The sequence below is a fragment of the Rhodoferax sp. genome (assembly GCF_018063565.1).
Lineage (GTDB): Bacteria > Pseudomonadota > Gammaproteobacteria > Burkholderiales > Burkholderiaceae_C > Rhodoferax.
This window is the reverse complement of sequence record NZ_JAGPBB010000017.1, coordinates 15972-31778: the sequence shown is the minus strand read 5'-3', so window position 1 is coordinate 31778 and position 15807 is coordinate 15972. Positions and strand designations below refer to the sequence as shown.

Annotated in this window: 17 protein-coding genes; 14 read left to right on the top strand and 3 right to left on the bottom strand. The window is 59.5% G+C overall.

What is annotated here, in order from left to right; genetic code table 11:
- Positions 1-30 precede the first annotated feature (30 nt).
- Positions 31-1440: a DUF4139 domain-containing protein gene (locus tag KBF66_RS06160; RefSeq protein WP_296654023.1), complete on the top strand. Its 1410-nt coding sequence runs from the start codon at positions 31-33 to the stop codon at positions 1438-1440.
- A gap of 29 nt (positions 1441-1469) precedes the next feature.
- Positions 1470-2195: a class I SAM-dependent methyltransferase gene (locus KBF66_RS06155; RefSeq protein WP_296654019.1), complete on the top strand. Its 726-nt coding sequence runs from the start codon at positions 1470-1472 to the stop codon at positions 2193-2195.
- Positions 2196-2239: 44 nt separating this feature from the next.
- On the opposite strand, the gene KBF66_RS06150 is transcribed toward KBF66_RS06155, so the two are convergent.
- Entirely contained in the window at positions 2240-2857 is a 618-nt protein-coding gene (locus tag KBF66_RS06150; RefSeq protein ID WP_296654013.1) for a response regulator, read from the bottom strand.
- Positions 2847-4421 carry an ATP-binding protein gene (locus KBF66_RS06145; RefSeq protein ID WP_296654008.1) on the bottom strand — a complete coding sequence of 525 codons (1575 nt, stop codon included), beginning with the start codon at positions 4419-4421 and terminating at the stop codon, positions 2847-2849. Before KBF66_RS06145 ends, KBF66_RS06150 begins: the two co-directional genes overlap by 11 nt.
- Positions 4422-4639: 218 nt before the next feature.
- Here KBF66_RS06145 and KBF66_RS06140 point away from each other — a divergent pair, with 218 nt between their 5' ends.
- The 12 genes from KBF66_RS06140 (at position 4640) to KBF66_RS06085 (ending at position 12956) form a co-directional block, all read left to right on the top strand.
- Positions 4640-5116: a Na+/H+ antiporter subunit E gene (locus KBF66_RS06140; RefSeq protein ID WP_296654004.1), complete on the top strand. Its 477-nt coding sequence runs from the start codon at positions 4640-4642 to the stop codon at positions 5114-5116.
- On the top strand, positions 5116-5421 hold the full coding sequence (locus KBF66_RS06135) for a monovalent cation/H+ antiporter complex subunit F (RefSeq protein WP_296654000.1): 306 nt from the start codon (positions 5116-5118) through the stop codon (positions 5419-5421). The genes KBF66_RS06140 and KBF66_RS06135 overlap by 1 nt, the downstream gene beginning before the upstream one ends.
- Entirely contained in the window at positions 5414-5755 is a 342-nt protein-coding gene (mnhG, locus tag KBF66_RS06130; RefSeq protein ID WP_296653998.1) for a monovalent cation/H(+) antiporter subunit G, read from the top strand. The genes KBF66_RS06135 and mnhG overlap by 8 nt, the downstream gene beginning before the upstream one ends.
- 11 nt (positions 5756-5766) lie before the next feature.
- Positions 5767-6273 carry a DUF4040 domain-containing protein gene (locus KBF66_RS06125; RefSeq protein WP_296653993.1) on the top strand — a complete coding sequence of 169 codons (507 nt, stop codon included), beginning with the start codon at positions 5767-5769 and terminating at the stop codon, positions 6271-6273.
- Entirely contained in the window at positions 6263-6700 is a 438-nt protein-coding gene (locus tag KBF66_RS06120; protein ID WP_296653990.1) for a Na(+)/H(+) antiporter subunit B, read from the top strand. The genes KBF66_RS06125 and KBF66_RS06120 overlap by 11 nt, the downstream gene beginning before the upstream one ends.
- A 2-nt stretch (positions 6701-6702) precedes the next feature.
- Complete coding sequence (locus KBF66_RS06115; protein ID WP_296653986.1) at positions 6703-7101, top strand: cation:proton antiporter subunit C; 399 nt, start codon at positions 6703-6705, stop codon at positions 7099-7101.
- Positions 7098-8603, top strand: a complete 1506-nt coding sequence (locus KBF66_RS06110) for a monovalent cation/H+ antiporter subunit D family protein (protein ID WP_296653983.1) — start codon at positions 7098-7100, stop codon at positions 8601-8603. The genes KBF66_RS06115 and KBF66_RS06110 overlap by 4 nt, the downstream gene beginning before the upstream one ends.
- A gap of 7 nt (positions 8604-8610) precedes the next feature.
- Complete coding sequence (locus KBF66_RS06105) at positions 8611-10071, top strand: proton-conducting transporter membrane subunit (protein ID WP_296653979.1); 1461 nt, start codon at positions 8611-8613, stop codon at positions 10069-10071.
- Positions 10068-10325, top strand: coding sequence for a hypothetical protein (locus KBF66_RS06100; protein ID WP_296653972.1), 258 nt, complete (start codon positions 10068-10070; stop codon positions 10323-10325). The genes KBF66_RS06105 and KBF66_RS06100 overlap by 4 nt, the downstream gene beginning before the upstream one ends.
- Positions 10318-12006, top strand: a complete 1689-nt coding sequence (locus tag KBF66_RS06095; protein WP_296653971.1) for a Na(+)/H(+) antiporter subunit D — start codon at positions 10318-10320, stop codon at positions 12004-12006. The genes KBF66_RS06100 and KBF66_RS06095 overlap by 8 nt, the downstream gene beginning before the upstream one ends.
- Before the next feature lie 52 nt (positions 12007-12058).
- Entirely contained in the window at positions 12059-12379 is a 321-nt protein-coding gene (locus tag KBF66_RS06090) for a hypothetical protein (protein WP_296653968.1), read from the top strand.
- Positions 12380-12458: 79 nt separating this feature from the next.
- Entirely contained in the window at positions 12459-12956 is a 498-nt protein-coding gene (locus KBF66_RS06085) for a hypothetical protein (protein ID WP_296653962.1), read from the top strand.
- Positions 12957-13031: 75 nt separating this feature from the next.
- On the opposite strand, the gene KBF66_RS06080 is transcribed toward KBF66_RS06085, so the two are convergent.
- A complete protein-coding gene (locus KBF66_RS06080) occupies positions 13032-15806 on the bottom strand; it encodes an EAL domain-containing protein (protein WP_296653958.1) in 2775 nt (924 codons plus the stop codon).
- Between the last annotated feature and the right edge of the window lies 1 nt (position 15807).

Below are 15807 nucleotides of genomic sequence, written 5' to 3'. Positions count from 1 at the left end.
GTTTTCCCAACTCTCTACGCAAAGGCAAGCATGAAACACATTTTCGGTCTGGTCGGTGCCATGGCACTCAGCGGTGCCGCGGTGGCGCAGGTGCCCCCCACTTTGGTGTCCGGGGCGGCGCAGCGCCAGGGCATGGCGATCACGGTTTACAACGACGACCTGGCGCTGGTCAAGGAACAGCGCAAAATCAATCTGCCGGCCGGGCCATCCTGGCTCAGCCTGCGCGAGGTGTCGGCCAAAATGCGCCCCGAGACCGCCCTGCTGCGCGCCGTCAGTGGCTCACCCATCACGCTGGTGGAACAGAACTTTGACTTTGACCTGCTCACGCCCGCCAAGTTGCTTGAAAAGTATGTCGGGCGCGAAGTCACCGTGCTGCGAACCCACCCCACCACCGGCGCAGAGACGAGCGAAAAAGCCACTGTCCTGGCCACCAACGGGGGCACGGTGCTGCGTTTTGCCAACCGTATTGAAGCGGGGGTGCCGGGTCGCATCGTGTTTGACAGTGTGCCAGCCAATCTGCGTGACCGGCCCACCTTGTCGGTGCTGCTGGAGGCTGCCGGTGGCGAGCAGTCGGTCGAACTGTCTTACCTGACGGGTGGACTGTCCTGGCGCGCCGACTATGTGAGCAACCTCTCGGCAGATGGCAAGCAGATGAACCTGTCGGGCTGGGTCACGCTGACCAACAACAGTGGCAGCGCCTACACCGATGCCACCCTGCAGCTGGTCGCGGGCAACGTCAACCGGGTGCGCCCGCCACAGGCCATGATGGCTGCGATGCCGGCCCCGGCACCACGCGCCAAGGTGGCCGAGTCAGTGGCGCAAGAGTCGCTGATGGACTACCACCTGTACAGCTTTGAGCGCCCCACTTCGGTGGCCGAAAACCAGACCAAACAGTTGGCGCTGCTGTCGGCCAGTGACATTGCGGTCAAGCGCGAATATGTCTTGCCGGGCGGCGAGTACTACTACCGCGACCGCTTTGGCGAGCTGGGCCAGAAGCTCAAACCCCAGGTGTTCATCAGCTTTGACAACAAGGGTGCGCAGCTGGGCAAACCGCTGCCGGCCGGGGTGGTGCGGGTCTACGCCAAAGATAGCAAAGGGGCGGCGCAGTTTGTGGGCGAGGACCGCATCAGCCACACCGCCAAGAACGAGAACGTGCGGCTCAAACTGGGCGAGGCGTTTGACATCACGGCCGATCGCAAGCAGACCAGCTATAAGAAACTGGCTGACAACCTGATTGAGACCGCCTACCAGGTCGAGTTGCGCAATGCTAAGGACGAAGCGGTGACGGTGCGGGTGGTGGAGCCACTGCCCGGTGACTGGGAGGTGGTGCAGGAGTCCATCAAGAGCAGCAAGGAATCCGCCCGTGTCAACGTCTGGAATGTCGAGCTGCCAGCCGGTGGCAAGACCGTGCTGACCTACAGCGTGCGCGTCAAGTGGTAAACAATCTGCGTCGTTGGTGACCTGGCACGATGCTGAGCCGTCTGCGCTGGCCACTGCCTGCGGTGCTGGTCTGGGCGGCGGCCTGGGGCCTGTTTCGCCTGAGCCTGCAGCAGGGTGGCAGTCACTGGTTGGCGCTCACGCTGGCGTGTTCACTGGGGGTGTTGGCGAGCCTGCTGGGCGACAGTTGGTGGCGTCGCATAATGATTGCGCTGGGCTTTCCGCTATCGCTGGCACTGTCGGGCAGCCTGGCGCTGCCGCCCTGGGCTTGGTTGTTGCCACTGCTGTTGCTGCTGCTGATCTACCCGCTCAATGCCTGGCGTGATGCACCCCTGTTTCCAACCCCAAGAAATGCATTGGATGGGCTTACAGCGCAATGTAATATTGACTTTAATGCTCTTATTTTAGATGCGGGCTGTGGACTGGGGGATGGCCTGATCGCACTGCGTCGTGCCTACCCGCAGGCACGCTTGCATGGGCTGGAATGGAGCTGGCCGTTGCGCGCCCTGTGTGCCCTGCGATGCCCGTGGGCACGGGTGCGCCAGGGCGATATCTGGCAGGCCGACTGGTCAGCCTACGATTTGGTCTACCTGTTTCAGCGACCCGAGAGCATGCTACGCGCTGCCGTCAAAGCCCGTGGCGAGCTTAAACCCGGTGCCTGGCTGGTGAGTCTGGAGTTTGAGGCCACAGAGTTGCCCTTGCATGGCCGCTTGCTGGCCCCGGATGGCAGACCGGTCTGGCTGTATCGCATGGCGTGACTGACGGCTGGCGCGACCACCCAGCCTTATGATGTGTGCGCCAGTCAGCCGTCGGATTCCGCGCTGATCACCATTCTGATGAGTTGCGACAAACCGTCAACGCGGAGCTTGTCCATCATGCGTGCCTTGTGGACTTCAACCGTGCGAACACTGATACCCAGCTCGACGGCGATCTCCCGGTTATGGTTGCCCGCCACCACCAGGTCCATCACCTGGCGTTCACGCGGCGTCAGTGCGGCGATCCTGTTGCCAAGCGAGCCTGGTGAGGCTGGTACTTTGCGCGGGTCAGCCTGGCTCTGCATGGCTTCATCGATTCTCTCCATCAGCAAGCCATGGTCCAGTGGTTTTTCCAGAAAATCCAGGGCGTGCGCTCGAAAAGCGCGCCGCGCCGACGCCATGTCGCCGTGCCCGGTCATGATGATGATCGGCATCTGGCAGCCCATACTTTGTAACTGGGCTTGCAAACTCAAACCGTCCATGCCAGGCATCCGGATGTCGAGCAACAGGCAACCCGCCCAATCAGGCTGGTAAACCTCCAGAAAGCTCTCTGCATCTCTGAATAAGGCCACTGGAAAACCCCGAAGTCCCAGCAGCAAACCCAATGCATCACGCACCGAAGGGTCGTCTTCGACAACAAACACGGTCAAGCCATCATGGCGCATGCGCGGACTCCCCTTTTAACGGCAGATACAAATTGAAGATGCCGTGATCAGCTGCCTCGGCCCATAACTGACCCCCGTGCGCCACGGCGATCGCACGGCTGATGACCAGTCCAAGCCCCAAGCCACTGGACTTGGTGGATTGGAAACTCGCAAACAAGCGTGACAGTCCGGCATGGTCAAAACCGGCGCCGTTATCCTCGATCACCACCGTGACACCGTGGGACTGCGGGTCGATGAGGGCGCTGACGTGGATGGCTTTGCCTTCCGGTGCGCTGCCATCGGCTGCATCCACGGCATTGGAGAACACATTGCGCAATACCACCTCCAGTTGCAAGCGGTCGCCCATCAGCCAGCAGGACGGAAAATTGTCCACATGAAACGTTACTGACCCGGACAACTGAAAGGGTGCCATCGCTCGCTGTAGCAGTGGCGCCAGTTCGAGCGGTTCAAGTTGCGTCGAGCCGGTGCGGAAGAAGTCCCGCAGTCGGCGCAGGACGTCCGCGGCTCGTGTGGATTCGCGGCTCATGCAGCGCACTGCCTCGCGCAGGCGATCGCCGGTTTCACCCATTTCCAGCAGCGTCTCGCAGGCGGCGCCGTAGGTCGAAAGTGCTGACAGTGGCTGATTGAGCTCGTGCGCCAATGCTCCTGCCATCTCGGCGGCTGCCGCCAGCCGCAGGGTTTCGCGCAGTTCGTCGCTGACGCGCTGCTTTTCGTCGACCACGACTCCAATGAAAAAGCCGAATACGGCAATCACAACCGCCAGGGCCTGTGTTTCAACCACGGTCACGGTGGCGATGTCCAGCCATTGAAACCCGGCAATCAGTCCTAGCTGAATCAGGGTGGCGCTGATCACCGCGCCGGGAAGGCCGTCACGCGACGCGGCCCAGGCGATCGGCAGGAACAGGACGTAAAAGTACTTGAACGATGCGGCTGAACCTGGCACAAACGCCACCCACAATGCCGTTCCTGCAAGGCATAGAGAGATCAGGAAATCAGTCTTGAAAACAATGCGTCCCATTTCCCGGCGGCGCTCAGCATCCATCAGCGACCAGATCAAGGGCATGGCCACAAGGGCACCGGTGGCATCACCCACCCAGTACTGAAATACCGAATCCACCATACCAGAGTCAGGAACGTGGCCGGTTAAATTCAGCAAGCCCATTAGCAGCATGCTATTGATCAGCATCCCGATCGTGGTGCCAATGGTCCACAGTAGCAGACCTTGCCGTTCAAAAAAAATGCGGCCACCAGCAAGTGCCCGGTGCAGCACTTGGGCCAGCACCCAGAGGTTGAATGTCAGGAGCATCGCAATGGCCAGGGTGAGTACCAGGCCAACGGGCAAACCCCGTACCCACAGCTCAGCAGAAAAAATGGCTGCGGAAATTGGTAACACCATGTGGACACCAAAGCGCAGCAAATACACCAGGCCCAGAGCCGGTGCCGGATTCCATGGCGTAATGTTGAGCTGGTGCAGCGGGTGAATATAGCTGGCCCAATCCAGCGCGACATAGCCGAAGAACAAGATGGCAAGGTCGCGCCAACTTGGCCGCAGTTTCGGCAACATGGCAGAGATCGGTTTGTTCAGGTTGTGTAGAGGTTGATTTTGCTGTGACATTGGGCGAAAAGTAATTCGTGCAGATACCTAAGTAATTCGCGTAGTGTGCCCGGTCAGATGGCTTCAAAACTGGGTCAAGATGCCAAAACGAAGCACCGAGAACAGACCAACTCCCTTAAGAGAGTTCACGAATTTTCAAAGTCACGACCAATCGGTAGCATCGTCTCATGCTTCGCCGTTTTGGATTTTTGCTCTGTCTGATCTCGTTCTGGTTACTGTTATCGGGCATGTTCACCCCTTTTCTGGTAACGGCAGGGGTGGGTAGTGCCATCGCCGTGATGCTGTTTTCCCGACGGATGGACGAGTTCGATCGCGACAACAGCGCCTTGCAACTGTCCTGGCTATCGCTGTTTACTTACATGCCCTGGCTGATCAAGGAGATCGTCAGATCGGGCCTGGATGTCAGTTGGCGTGTATTGCATCCAGCGTTACCCATTGCACCGGCAATGCTGGAGTTTTCACCCGCGCAGTCGACCGATATGGGCCTGGTCATTCACGCCAACTCGATCACCCTGACACCAGGCACCATCACCGTGGTGGCACAGCGGGGCCGGTTCCTGGTGCACGCGCTCAATGCTCAGCCGGGCGATACGTTGGCGGATACCGAGATGGACCGGCGCTGTCATGCGCTGGAGCAGCGTTGATGGTGCTGGCCGCAGCAGCATTGGGTCTGCTGGTCACGGTGGTGCTGGCGCTCATCCGGGCATCGTTGGGGCCAACCCTGTTCGACCGCTTGCAGGCTGCCAACACCATTGGCACCTGCGCAATGCTGCTGCTGGCGGTATTGGGATTTCTGGCCGGTCGGCCCGAATTTCTCGACCTGGCCCTGACCTACGGGTTGCTCAACGCCATTGGCACCTTTGCAGTGCTCAAGTTCCTGCGCCAGGGTGACCTCGGTATGACTGATCTGGACACACCCTCGACATTGAAACCGGCCCAACATGATTGAGACGCTGCAGTGGTTGCGGGAAGGGCTGGCTGCGATCTGTCTGGTCGCCGGTGCGTTGTTTTGTGTGGTGGGTGGTATTGGTCTATTGCGTATGCCGGACTTCTACACCCGTATGCATGCCGCCAGCGTCACTGAAACCCTGGGTGTCGGGCTGATTCTGCTGGGCCTGATGCTGGAGGCCGGATTCAGCTTGATTGGTGTCAAGCTGATCCTGATCGGAGTATTGGTCTTTTTCGTCAGCCCGACCGCAGGGCACGCCCTGGCACGGGCCGCCTATGTGCGCAAACTTATGCCGCGATTGGGCGGCTCCCAGGAGGCGGTATCGAAACTCTGATCATCGATATCTTGCTGTCCCTGATGGCACTCACAGTGCTGGTACTGGTGTGGCTGCGCAGCCTGTTTGCGGTGGTGGTGCTGTCGGGAATCTACAGCTTTCTGATGGCCACCGTGCTGGTGGCCATGGACGCCGTGGATGTGGCCATGACTGAGGCTTCGGTGGGGGCTGGTGTCTCCACCGTCCTGTTGTTGGGTGCGCTGTACTTGTGCCGCAGCGAAGAAGTGCGACCGGTCCATCGGCCCTGGTTGCCGCTGGCCGCCTCGATTTGTACGGGTGGCCTGTTGATTTACGGCGGCCTGGGCCTGCCGGACTTTGCCGACCCGAATGCACCCATTCATCACCATGTGGTGCCACGTTACATGCAAAACGAGGTCGACGTACCCAATGTAGTCACGGCAGTGCTGGCCAGTTTCCGGGGGTACGACACGCTCGGTGAGACCACCGTGGTGTTCACTGCCGGGGCCGGCATCATCGCGCTGTTGCGCAGACGTGGCGGGAGCCGCGATGCAAAGTGACCTGATCCTGCGCATTGTCGGCAAACTGCTGATTCCCTTCATTCTGTTGTTCGCTTTGTACGTGCAGTTTCATGGCGACTTCGGCCCTGGAGGCGGGTTTCAGGCAGGGGTTATTTTTGCCGCGGGTATGGTGTTCTATGCGTTGATATTTGGCCTGGTCAACACCCGGCGGGTCATGCCGGACTGGTTGGTTGAAACACTGCTGGCGTGTGGCGTGCTGGTCTACGCCGGCGTGGGTCTGGCTGGGATATTCCTCGGTGGCAATTACCTTGACTACTTTGTGCTGTCTGCCGATCCCATTCACGGGCAGCATCGTGGCATTTTCTGGGTCGAGGTTGGCGTGGCCATGACGGTCTGCGGTGTCATGCTGAAGATTTTCTATATGTTTGCCTCGCGTGGCCATGCCGATGGACCGCCGCAACAGTGACCATGCTCGATCCAAGTCAATTCAGCCACTTCGGTTACGCCATCACCATCTTTTTGATGATGGCTGGGCTGTTCATTGTGATGGCACGTGGCAACCTGATCAAAAAGCTGGTGGGCCTATCGATCTTTCAGACCTCGGTCTATCTGCTCTATATCGCCCCGGCCAAATTGCTGGGGGGAACGGCACCCATCATCTCACCCGCTTTCAAGGTGTATTCCAACCCCTTGCCCCATGTGCTGATTTTGACGGCGATTGTGGTGGGTGTGGCCACGATGGCGTTGGGGCTGGCATTGGCGGTGCGTATTCGCGAGGCTTACGGCAGCATCGAGGAGGACGATATCACCGCGCTGGATAACCAGGCAGACCAGGTTGTTGAGCCGTCGGGGGATCAGCTGCGATGACTTGGGCCATGCATTTGCCGGCACTACAGGTGGTGGTGCCGCTGATCTCGGCACCACTGGCAGTGCTGCTGCGCCATGGTGGACTGGCGTTTGGCGTGGTCACTTCTGCGGCCTGGTTTGCGTTTGCCGCATCCATCATGCTCTGGCTGCAGGTTCAGGCAGGGGGTGACATCGCTTACCACATTGGGAGCTGGCCACCGCCCTGGGGAATTGAGTACCGGGTGGACAAGTTGTCCAGTCTGGTTCTGGTGCTGGTCTCGGGCATGGCTGCGGTGGTGTTGCCGTGGAGTCGGGCCAGCGTGGCGCGTGAAATCGCACCTGACCTGCACTATCTGTATTACGCCATGTTTGGTTTGTGTGTGGCGGGTCTGCTGGGCATCACCATCACCGGGGATGCTTTCAATATCTTCGTGTTTCTTGAAATCTCTTCACTATCAACCTATGTGTTGATAGCGTTGGGCAAGGACCGGCGCGCTCTGGCGGCGTCTTACCGTTACCTGATCATGGGCAGCATCGGTGCGACGTTTATCGTGATCGGCATCGGGTTCTTGTACCTGATGACCGGAACCCTGAACCTGGCTGACATGGCGACACGTCTGGCCGGGGTACAAAACACCCGGCCCGTGCTGGCGGCGCTGGCATTTTTGACAGTCGGCGTGTCACTCAAGCTCGCCTTGTTTCCCTTGCACCAGTGGTTGCCCAACGCCTACACCTACGCACCTTCTGGTGTGACGGCGTTTTTAGCGGCCACCGCCACCAAGGTGTCGATCTACGTGCTGATCCGGTTCTATTTCAGCGTGTTTGGTGAAAGCATGGTGTTCCACAAGCTGCCGTTGGCGCAGATCATGCTGGGTTTGTCACTGCTGGCGATGTTTGCTGCCAACTTCATCGCCATTTTCCAGAGCAATCTGAAACGCCTGTTTGCCTATTCCAGTGTGGGGCAAATTGGCTACATCACGCTTGGTTTGTCGTTTGACTCCATCACCGGCCTGTCCGCATCGATCGTGCATCTGGTCAACCACGGTGTCACCAAGGGCGCGATTTTCCTTTTGATTGGCGGCGTGGTTCTGGGGCTGGCGGGGTCGCAGCAAAGCCCCTTGAGCCCAACGTTTGAGCGACTGAATGGGCTGGCCCGACGTATGCCTCTGACCTGTTTCGGCATTGTGTTGGCGGGTTTAAGCCTGATAGGGGTGCCCGGAACGGCCGGATTTGTCAGCAAATGGATGCTGATCAAAGCGGCCCTTGAAGCGGGACAGTTCTGGCTGGTGGGGGCCATTGTGCTGAGTTCGCTGCTGGCGGTGGCTTACGTCTGGCGGTTTGTCGAAACCGCCTATCTGCAGGCACCTCCCGCGGGTGCGTCTGTGCGCAGTGAAGCACCCCTTTCGATGCTGATTCCCGCCTGGCTGCTGGTTTTTCTGACCGTATGGATGGGGCTGGATACCTCACTGACCCTGGGTTCGGCCCAGCAAGCAGCCCAGTTCCTGTTCAAGGCGGGGGTTTGAGGTCAGCATGAACCTGCAAACGCTGATTCTTTTGTCGCTGGTTTTACCGCTTGTGGGTGCGCTGGGTATCTCGGTGTCCGGTTCGCGGCCCAATCTGCGCGAAACGGTGACCCTGGTGACGGCGGTGCTGCTCGCGTTGTGTGTGGTGCAGTTGCTGACACCGGTTCTGGCGGGTGAGCGTCCCTACTGGCGGCTATTGGAGCCGCTGCCGGGCTTGCCGGTGGCGTTTCGGGTGGAACCCTTGGGCCTAATGTTTGCGCTGATTGCCTCAGGCTTGTGGATTGTGAACTCGGTCTACTCGATCGGCTACATGCGCGGCAACCGGGAGCAACATCAAACCCGGTTCTATGTCTGTTTTGCGTTGGCGATTGCCTCAGCGCTGGCGATTGCGTTTGCCGCCAACCTGTTCACGCTGTTTCTGTTCTATGAAGTCCTGACGCTGGTGACATACCCGTTGGTCACGCACGCTGGCAACGATAAGGCTCGCCAAGGGGGGCGAACCTATCTGGGCATTTTGATGGGGACGTCCATCGTGTTTCTGCTGCCAGCGGTCATTTACACCTGGCATGTGGCTGGGACTACCGATTTCAGGGTGGGTGGCATCCTGCCCGACAACCTGAGCAGCAGTGAAATCACGGTGTTGCTGGCCTTGTTCATGTTCGGCATTGGCAAGGCTGCGCTGATGCCCTTTCACCGCTGGCTGCCAGCGGCCATGGTGGCGCCTACGCCGGTGTCAGCCTTGTTGCACGCGGTCGCAGTGGTCAAGGCCGGTGTGTTCACAGTGGTGAAAGTGGCGATCTATGTTTTTGGTCTGGAGCAACTGGCTGGTAACACAGACTGGCTGATTGCAGTGGCTGGTTTCACCATTGTGGCGGCATCGGTGGTGGCGCTGCGTGCTGACAACCTCAAGCGGCGTCTGGCGTATTCAACGGTCAGTCAACTCTCTTACATTGTGCTGGCCGTGGCCATCTTGGCACCACTGTCCATTGTGGCCGCGGTGTTGCACATCGCTGCCCACGCACTGGGCAAGATCACCTTGTTTTTTGCGGCTGGTTCCATCTATACCGCAGCCCACAAGACCGAGGTGAGCCAGCTCGACGGCATCGGGCGTCGTATGCCGTGGACCATGACCGCCTTTGCCATTGGTGCGATGTCGATGATTGGCCTGCCGCCTGCCGCCGGTTTTGTCAGCAAGTGGTACCTGGTGTCTGGCGCCATGGCGCAAGGCCAGTGGGTGGCGTTGGGGGTGATCCTGCTGAGCACGCTGCTGAACTCGGCGTATTTCCTGCCGGTCATTTACCGGGCTTTTTTAAGGCCCTTGTCAGCGCACGACCTGACGCATCCTCACGGAGAGGCACCCTGGCCCATCGTGATCGCGCTGAGTTTTACCGCTGCAGCCACCCTGGCACTGTTTTTCTTTCCGGACGTGCCGCTTGCCCTGGCGCACCAACTGCTTGCAACACCATGAACCACGAACACTGGCTGGACAAGCCCCAAAACATCCAGAAACTTTGGCGCGGCTTCCTGCTGGTACTGGCATTGACCGTGGTGGCTGAGCTGTTTATCGAGCTGCATCCGCACTTCGAAATCGAGCACTGGATGGGGTTCAACGCAGCCTATGGGTTTATCACCTGTCTGTTGATGATTATGGGTGCCAAACTGTTGGGCTTGTTGCTCAAGCGCCCGGACACCCATTACGAGGGTGATGCGCACCATGACTGAAGGCTTCTACCTGCATCCTGGCCTGATCCTGCTGGCCACCGGGTTGTTGCTGCCAATGTTGCGTGGAACCCTCCGGCAGGTAGCAACGGTGGTTTTGCCGAGCATCGCGCTGCTCGTTTTGTGGATGCTGCCAGAAGGCCGTTTGTGGCAGCTGCCCTGGCTGGATTACACGCTGGCACCGCTGGTCGTTGACAAACTGTCCCGCCTGTTTGCCACCATTTTTATTCTGATGGCAGCGGTCGGTGGCCTGTTTGCTTTAGGCCAGACCAGCCGACTGGAGGTGCCGGCAGCGTTCATCTACGCGGGTTCGGCGGTCGGGGTGGCACTGGCGGGGGATCTGGTCAGTGTTTTTGTGTATTGGGAGCTGATGGCCGTGGGCTCGACGCTGGTGATCTGGAGCGCGGGCACCCCGGGTGCCTGGGCGGCGAGTCGGCGCTATGTGGCGATCCATCTGGCCGGTGGGGTGGTGTTGTTTGCCGGAATCACAGGACACATCACCCAGACCGGCTCGGTGGACTTTGTTGCCATGGCGCTCGATTCCTGGGCACATTGGCTGGTGCTGGCGGGCTTCTTGATCAACGCGGGCGCAGCGCCATTCTCGGCGTGGCTGCCTGACGCCTACCCCGAGGCATCCTGGAGCGGTACGGTGTTTTTGTCGGCCTTCACCACCAAAACGGCGGTGTATGTGCTGATGCGCGGATTTGCCGGCGCTGATATCCTGATTCCGGTTGGCATCTTCATGATCTTTTACGGCATCGTCTATGCGCTGCTGGAGAACGATATGCGCCGCATCCTGGCGTATTCGATCGTCAACCAGGTCGGTTTTATGGTGACCGGGATCGGCATTGGTACCGAGATGGCGCTCAACGGCGCTGCGGCCCACGCCTTCAGCCACATCATCTACAAGGCGCTGTTGTTGATGTCGGCCGGTGCCGTGTTGTCGGCGACTGGTAAACGCAAATGCTCTGAGCTCGGTGGCCTGTTTCACAGCATGCCGCTGACGACGATCTGCGGCACCATTGGGGCGCTGGCGATTTCGTCTTTTCCGTTGACCTCAGGATTCATCTCCAAGTCCATGGTGACCCAGGCGGCGGTGGATGGGCATATGCAACTGGTTTGGTTGTTCCTCAGCGCGGCATCAGCCGGTGTGTTTCTCCATGCCGGCATCAAGTTTCCGTGGTTTGTGTTTTTCCAGAAAGACAGTGGTTTGCGGCCGCCGGATCCGCCGGCGTCCATGCGCTGGGCCATGGTTATTTTTGCTGCCTTGTGTATCGGGCTTGGTGTCTGGCCCGAGCCGCTGTATGCCATGTTGCCGTACGTGGTCGATTACGTGCCATACACCGCCGCACATGTCCTCACACAGTTGCAGTTGTTGCTGTTCTCCGGCCTGGCCTTTTTTGTCATGCTCAGCTACCTTAAGCGCACCCCGACCATCACCTTGGATGTCGACTGGTTGTGGCGTAGCGCCGGGCCGCGGCTGATCCGGTCACTCGGTGCCAGCATCAATGGCGTGATGACTCTGCTTGGCCGCTACATCGCTAAGGCTAAATCCCGGATCAGCGACAGCTTATTGCGTCAGCAGTTGCCAGGTGGGTTCCTGCTGCGGTCCTGGCCCACCGGGAGCATGTCCTTGTGGGTGATGTTGATGCTGCTCGCCAACCTGCTGCTGTATTACTTTTGATCCGAGCCCTTACTGGATGCCCTTTGCCGCTGCGAGAGATTGAATGTGCATGATGAAGATCTGGGTGAAGCTGATTCCTGAGTTGGGACGTTTGAGCGCTGCCGAGCAGGTCAAGGCCATTGACCAGGCCAGCAAAACAAGCTTTCGTACCCATGAAGCCATCATCATGGTTATTTGGCTGATTTTTGCGTACCTGCTAAACAAGCGCATTCTTGCCAGTACACCCGGCGAGAATCCCGTCGCAGATGCTCTGGTTGCCAACCTGCTGATCACTTTACCGCTTTTGCTTTTGGTGTTTGTACCGGTTTATCTGCGAAAAATGCGTCGCGAGGTCCGCAAGCAGATGCAATCCGACTCATCGGCACCGTCCTGAGCTATTTCCCAGGGTCTGCTATCGCTGCGCGGCACCAGTTCATCAAGAACCACCCAAGATAGTCCATAGTCCTTGTCAAGTGGACAACTACGGGGTTAAGGGTCAGGCGCGAACGGTTTTTGACACTGGCTTGCGTGTGGGCGGCGAGTCTTTGTTTTCCCTTTCGGCCTGCGCCGGCAACGAGTTGTGGGCTGGCAATCTGAACCAGGCGCAAGCGCTTTACCGACGCATCGGAGAATCATTCCAGGCGAATGCTATTTCTTGTTACGGACAGGCGCACGTGGCGGCCCTGCGTGGTGATGGCGCTCTTGCCCTGGCGTTGGCCCGTGATGCCCGCCAGCGTTGGCCCGTGGCCAGCCATTTCCGAGAAGCCGAGCTCCATGCCTGGCTGGGCGATCACGCCGCCGCGTTGCGGACGCTGCAGCTGGCCATTGCTGCCATGGAGAGTCCGTGCGTCCTGGCCGGCGTCACCTGCGCCTTCCAGGCGCTGGCGGACGACGCCGGCTTCCTGAATCTGCTGGGTCAACTGGGTTTGACGCGCTGGTATGGTACTGAATGCCATTTAGACCAGACCTAGTAAGCGTTTGTTGCTATCTACTTGTGTAATCACTGACCACTGCTCGCTGCCTGCCAGTTCGGCCCCGTTGCGATCTCAGTCCGACCCAGTCTGTCTTCGATTGAACTGCTGATCAAACTCGCCCAGCAGCAGATCGCGCAACCGGTCCAGTTCTGGCAGCTTGGCCAGCGCCTGAGCATTTTTCCCTTGACTTTGCAAAGCCACCAACTCGTTGCCCAGCCTGTGCACCTCATCGTGTCGCTGGTACAAGGCACGTGTGGCCGCGTGGGTGCCATGCTGTGGCGTGTGGCCTTGCAGCCACTGTCCAAAATCGCACTGCGTGGGGTCGAGCGCTGGCGGAGATGGACGTTCACCCAGAACAAAACTCCTGATACCGGCAATCCAGGACCGGTGTTCGATGCGGGCATACAGCAACGGGACCTGTTCCAGATGAATCGGCCTTTGTGTGCGCCAGGCGGCGTCGGGTTGCCATTCGGCAACCCAGTCAGGCAGGTGTTCAGCGGGCATGGGTTTGGCAATGCCGTAACCCTGTGCCGCTTCGCAACCCAGTTGCAGCAGCAGGCTGCCGTGGTCGATGGTCTCCACACCTTCGGCAATGACCGCGCGGCGGAAAGAGTTGGCCAGGCCAATCACCCCTTGCAGGATGGCCAGATCATCGACGTCGTCGAGCATGTCACGCACAAAACTCTGGTCGATCTTGAGCACGTGCACACGCAGGCGGCGCAGGTAGGTCAGCGAAGAGTAGCCGGTGCCAAAATCATCCATGGCAAATCGCACGCCGAATTCGCTGCATTGTTCGATCACCCGCGACACCCGGGCCAGGTCTTCCAGCGCGCTGGTTTCCAGAATTTCAATTTCAAGACAGCTTGCTTTGACCAGCGGATGTGCGTCCAGCAGTTCGCGCAGGCGGTTGACAAAGCTGGACTGCTGTAGCTGGCGAGCACCGACGTTGACGCTGACGGGCAAATCAAACCCTTGCTGGCACCAGTGCGCCATTTGGGTCAGCGCGGTGTCGATTACCCATTCCCCCAGCGTCACGGATAGCGGGTGATTTTCAATGGCCGGCAAAAAGTGAGCGGGCGACAACAGGCCAAGCGTTGGGTGTTGCCAGCGGATCAACGCCTCGGCGCCAATGACTTTTCCGCTGCGCATATTCACTTTGGGCTGATAAAACAACACAAACTCGTGGTCCAGCAGGCCCTGGCGGATGCGCTCCACGCTCTCAAAGCGGCTGCGCAGACCGCTGTCCTGTTCGGCGTCAAAAAAGGTGTACCGGTTCTTGCCGGCCAGCTTGGCCTGGTACATGGCCTGGTCGGCCTGGCGCAGCAACTGTTCCGCCTCGATGTCCTGCGCCTGTGGAAAACTCGTCACACCAATGCTGGCCGATACCTGCAACTGGGTTACGCCAAACTTGACCGGCAGCGAGGCGGCGTTGAGCAGGCGGTTGAGCATGGGAACACATGCGGTGCCGTCATCCAGGTCACCCAGCACCGCGACAAACTCGTCGCCGCCAATACGCGCCAGGGTGTCGCCTTCGCGCAGTGTCTGCTTCATGCGCGCTGCCACGGCGATCAGCAATTGGTCACCTATTTCATGGCCATGGTGATCGTTGACGCTTTTGAAGCCGTCCAGATCCAGAAACACCACCGCCAGTTTTCTGCCGCGTCGCAACTCGTGGGCCATGCCCTGGTGCAGGCGGTCGGCCAGCAGCACGCGGTTGGGCAGGTTGGTCAGTGCGTCGTAATGCGCAATATGGTCCAGCTCGTGTTCGTGCTCCTTGACTGCCGTGATGTCAAAAAACAGGCCCACATAGTGCGTGGCGAGCTGCTGCGCGTTGCGCACGGCGGTGATGGTCAGCATTTCGGCAAACACTTCGCCGCTCTTGCGCTGGTTCCAGATCTCGCCGTACCAATGGCCCTTGTCGTGCAGCTGCTGCCACAGGTTGCCATAGAACTCCTTGCTTTGCCGCCCGGAGCTCAGCAATCGCGGGGTTTGTCCAATGGCATCTTCGCGGCTGTAGCCGGTGATGCGGGTGAACGCGTCATTGACTTCGACAATGACCTCGTTCACATCGGTGATCATGATGCCCTCGCGTGCGTGGGTGAACACGCTGGCAGCGAGTTTGAGCGCGGCCTCACGCTGGTCCAGGCTGTCGAGCATGCTGTTGAACTGGCGCGCCAGCCAGGCCGCCTCGTCGTCACCGCCCAGACTGGCGCGCAGGTGGGATGCGCCCGCCTGCACCTCACCGGCGACTTGCTGGATGACATTGAGTCTGCGTGTCAGTGCCCGCCCGGTCAGCGCTGCCAGCACGATGCTCAGCAACACCCCGGCCAGCGTGACCCACATACCGCGGCGCAAACTGTCGTTCAGCTGGGCATGGAGCGCATCACTGCCCAGGCCCAGGCGCACCCAGCCGATGTGTTTCTCTGAAAACCAGATCGGACTCACCACGTCCACCAGCTTGGTGCTGCGTTGCATCACCCGGGACTGCGGCGTGGCTGGCAGATCACTGAGGTACATGCCGCGGCGACCTGTCTCGCTGTGCGCCAGTACGCGACCGCTGGTGTCCAGCACCATGGCGTGCTTGAGTTCGGGGTAGTGCTGCAGGCCGGCCACAATGGCCTGCATGCCGCCGTAGTCTTTTGAAGCGGCCCACACGGCACTGGACGTGGCCACGCTGTTGGCCAATACCATGGCCAGTTCGGACTGCTGCTCAAAAAGTGCTTGTTGCTCGCGGCGCGTCTGATCCCAGACAAACACCGACATGGTGATCGCCACCACCAGCGCCATACCCACAATCAGCTGGCGGCGCAGCGTACCCATCAGCAGATACTGGAGTCGCATGTGCATG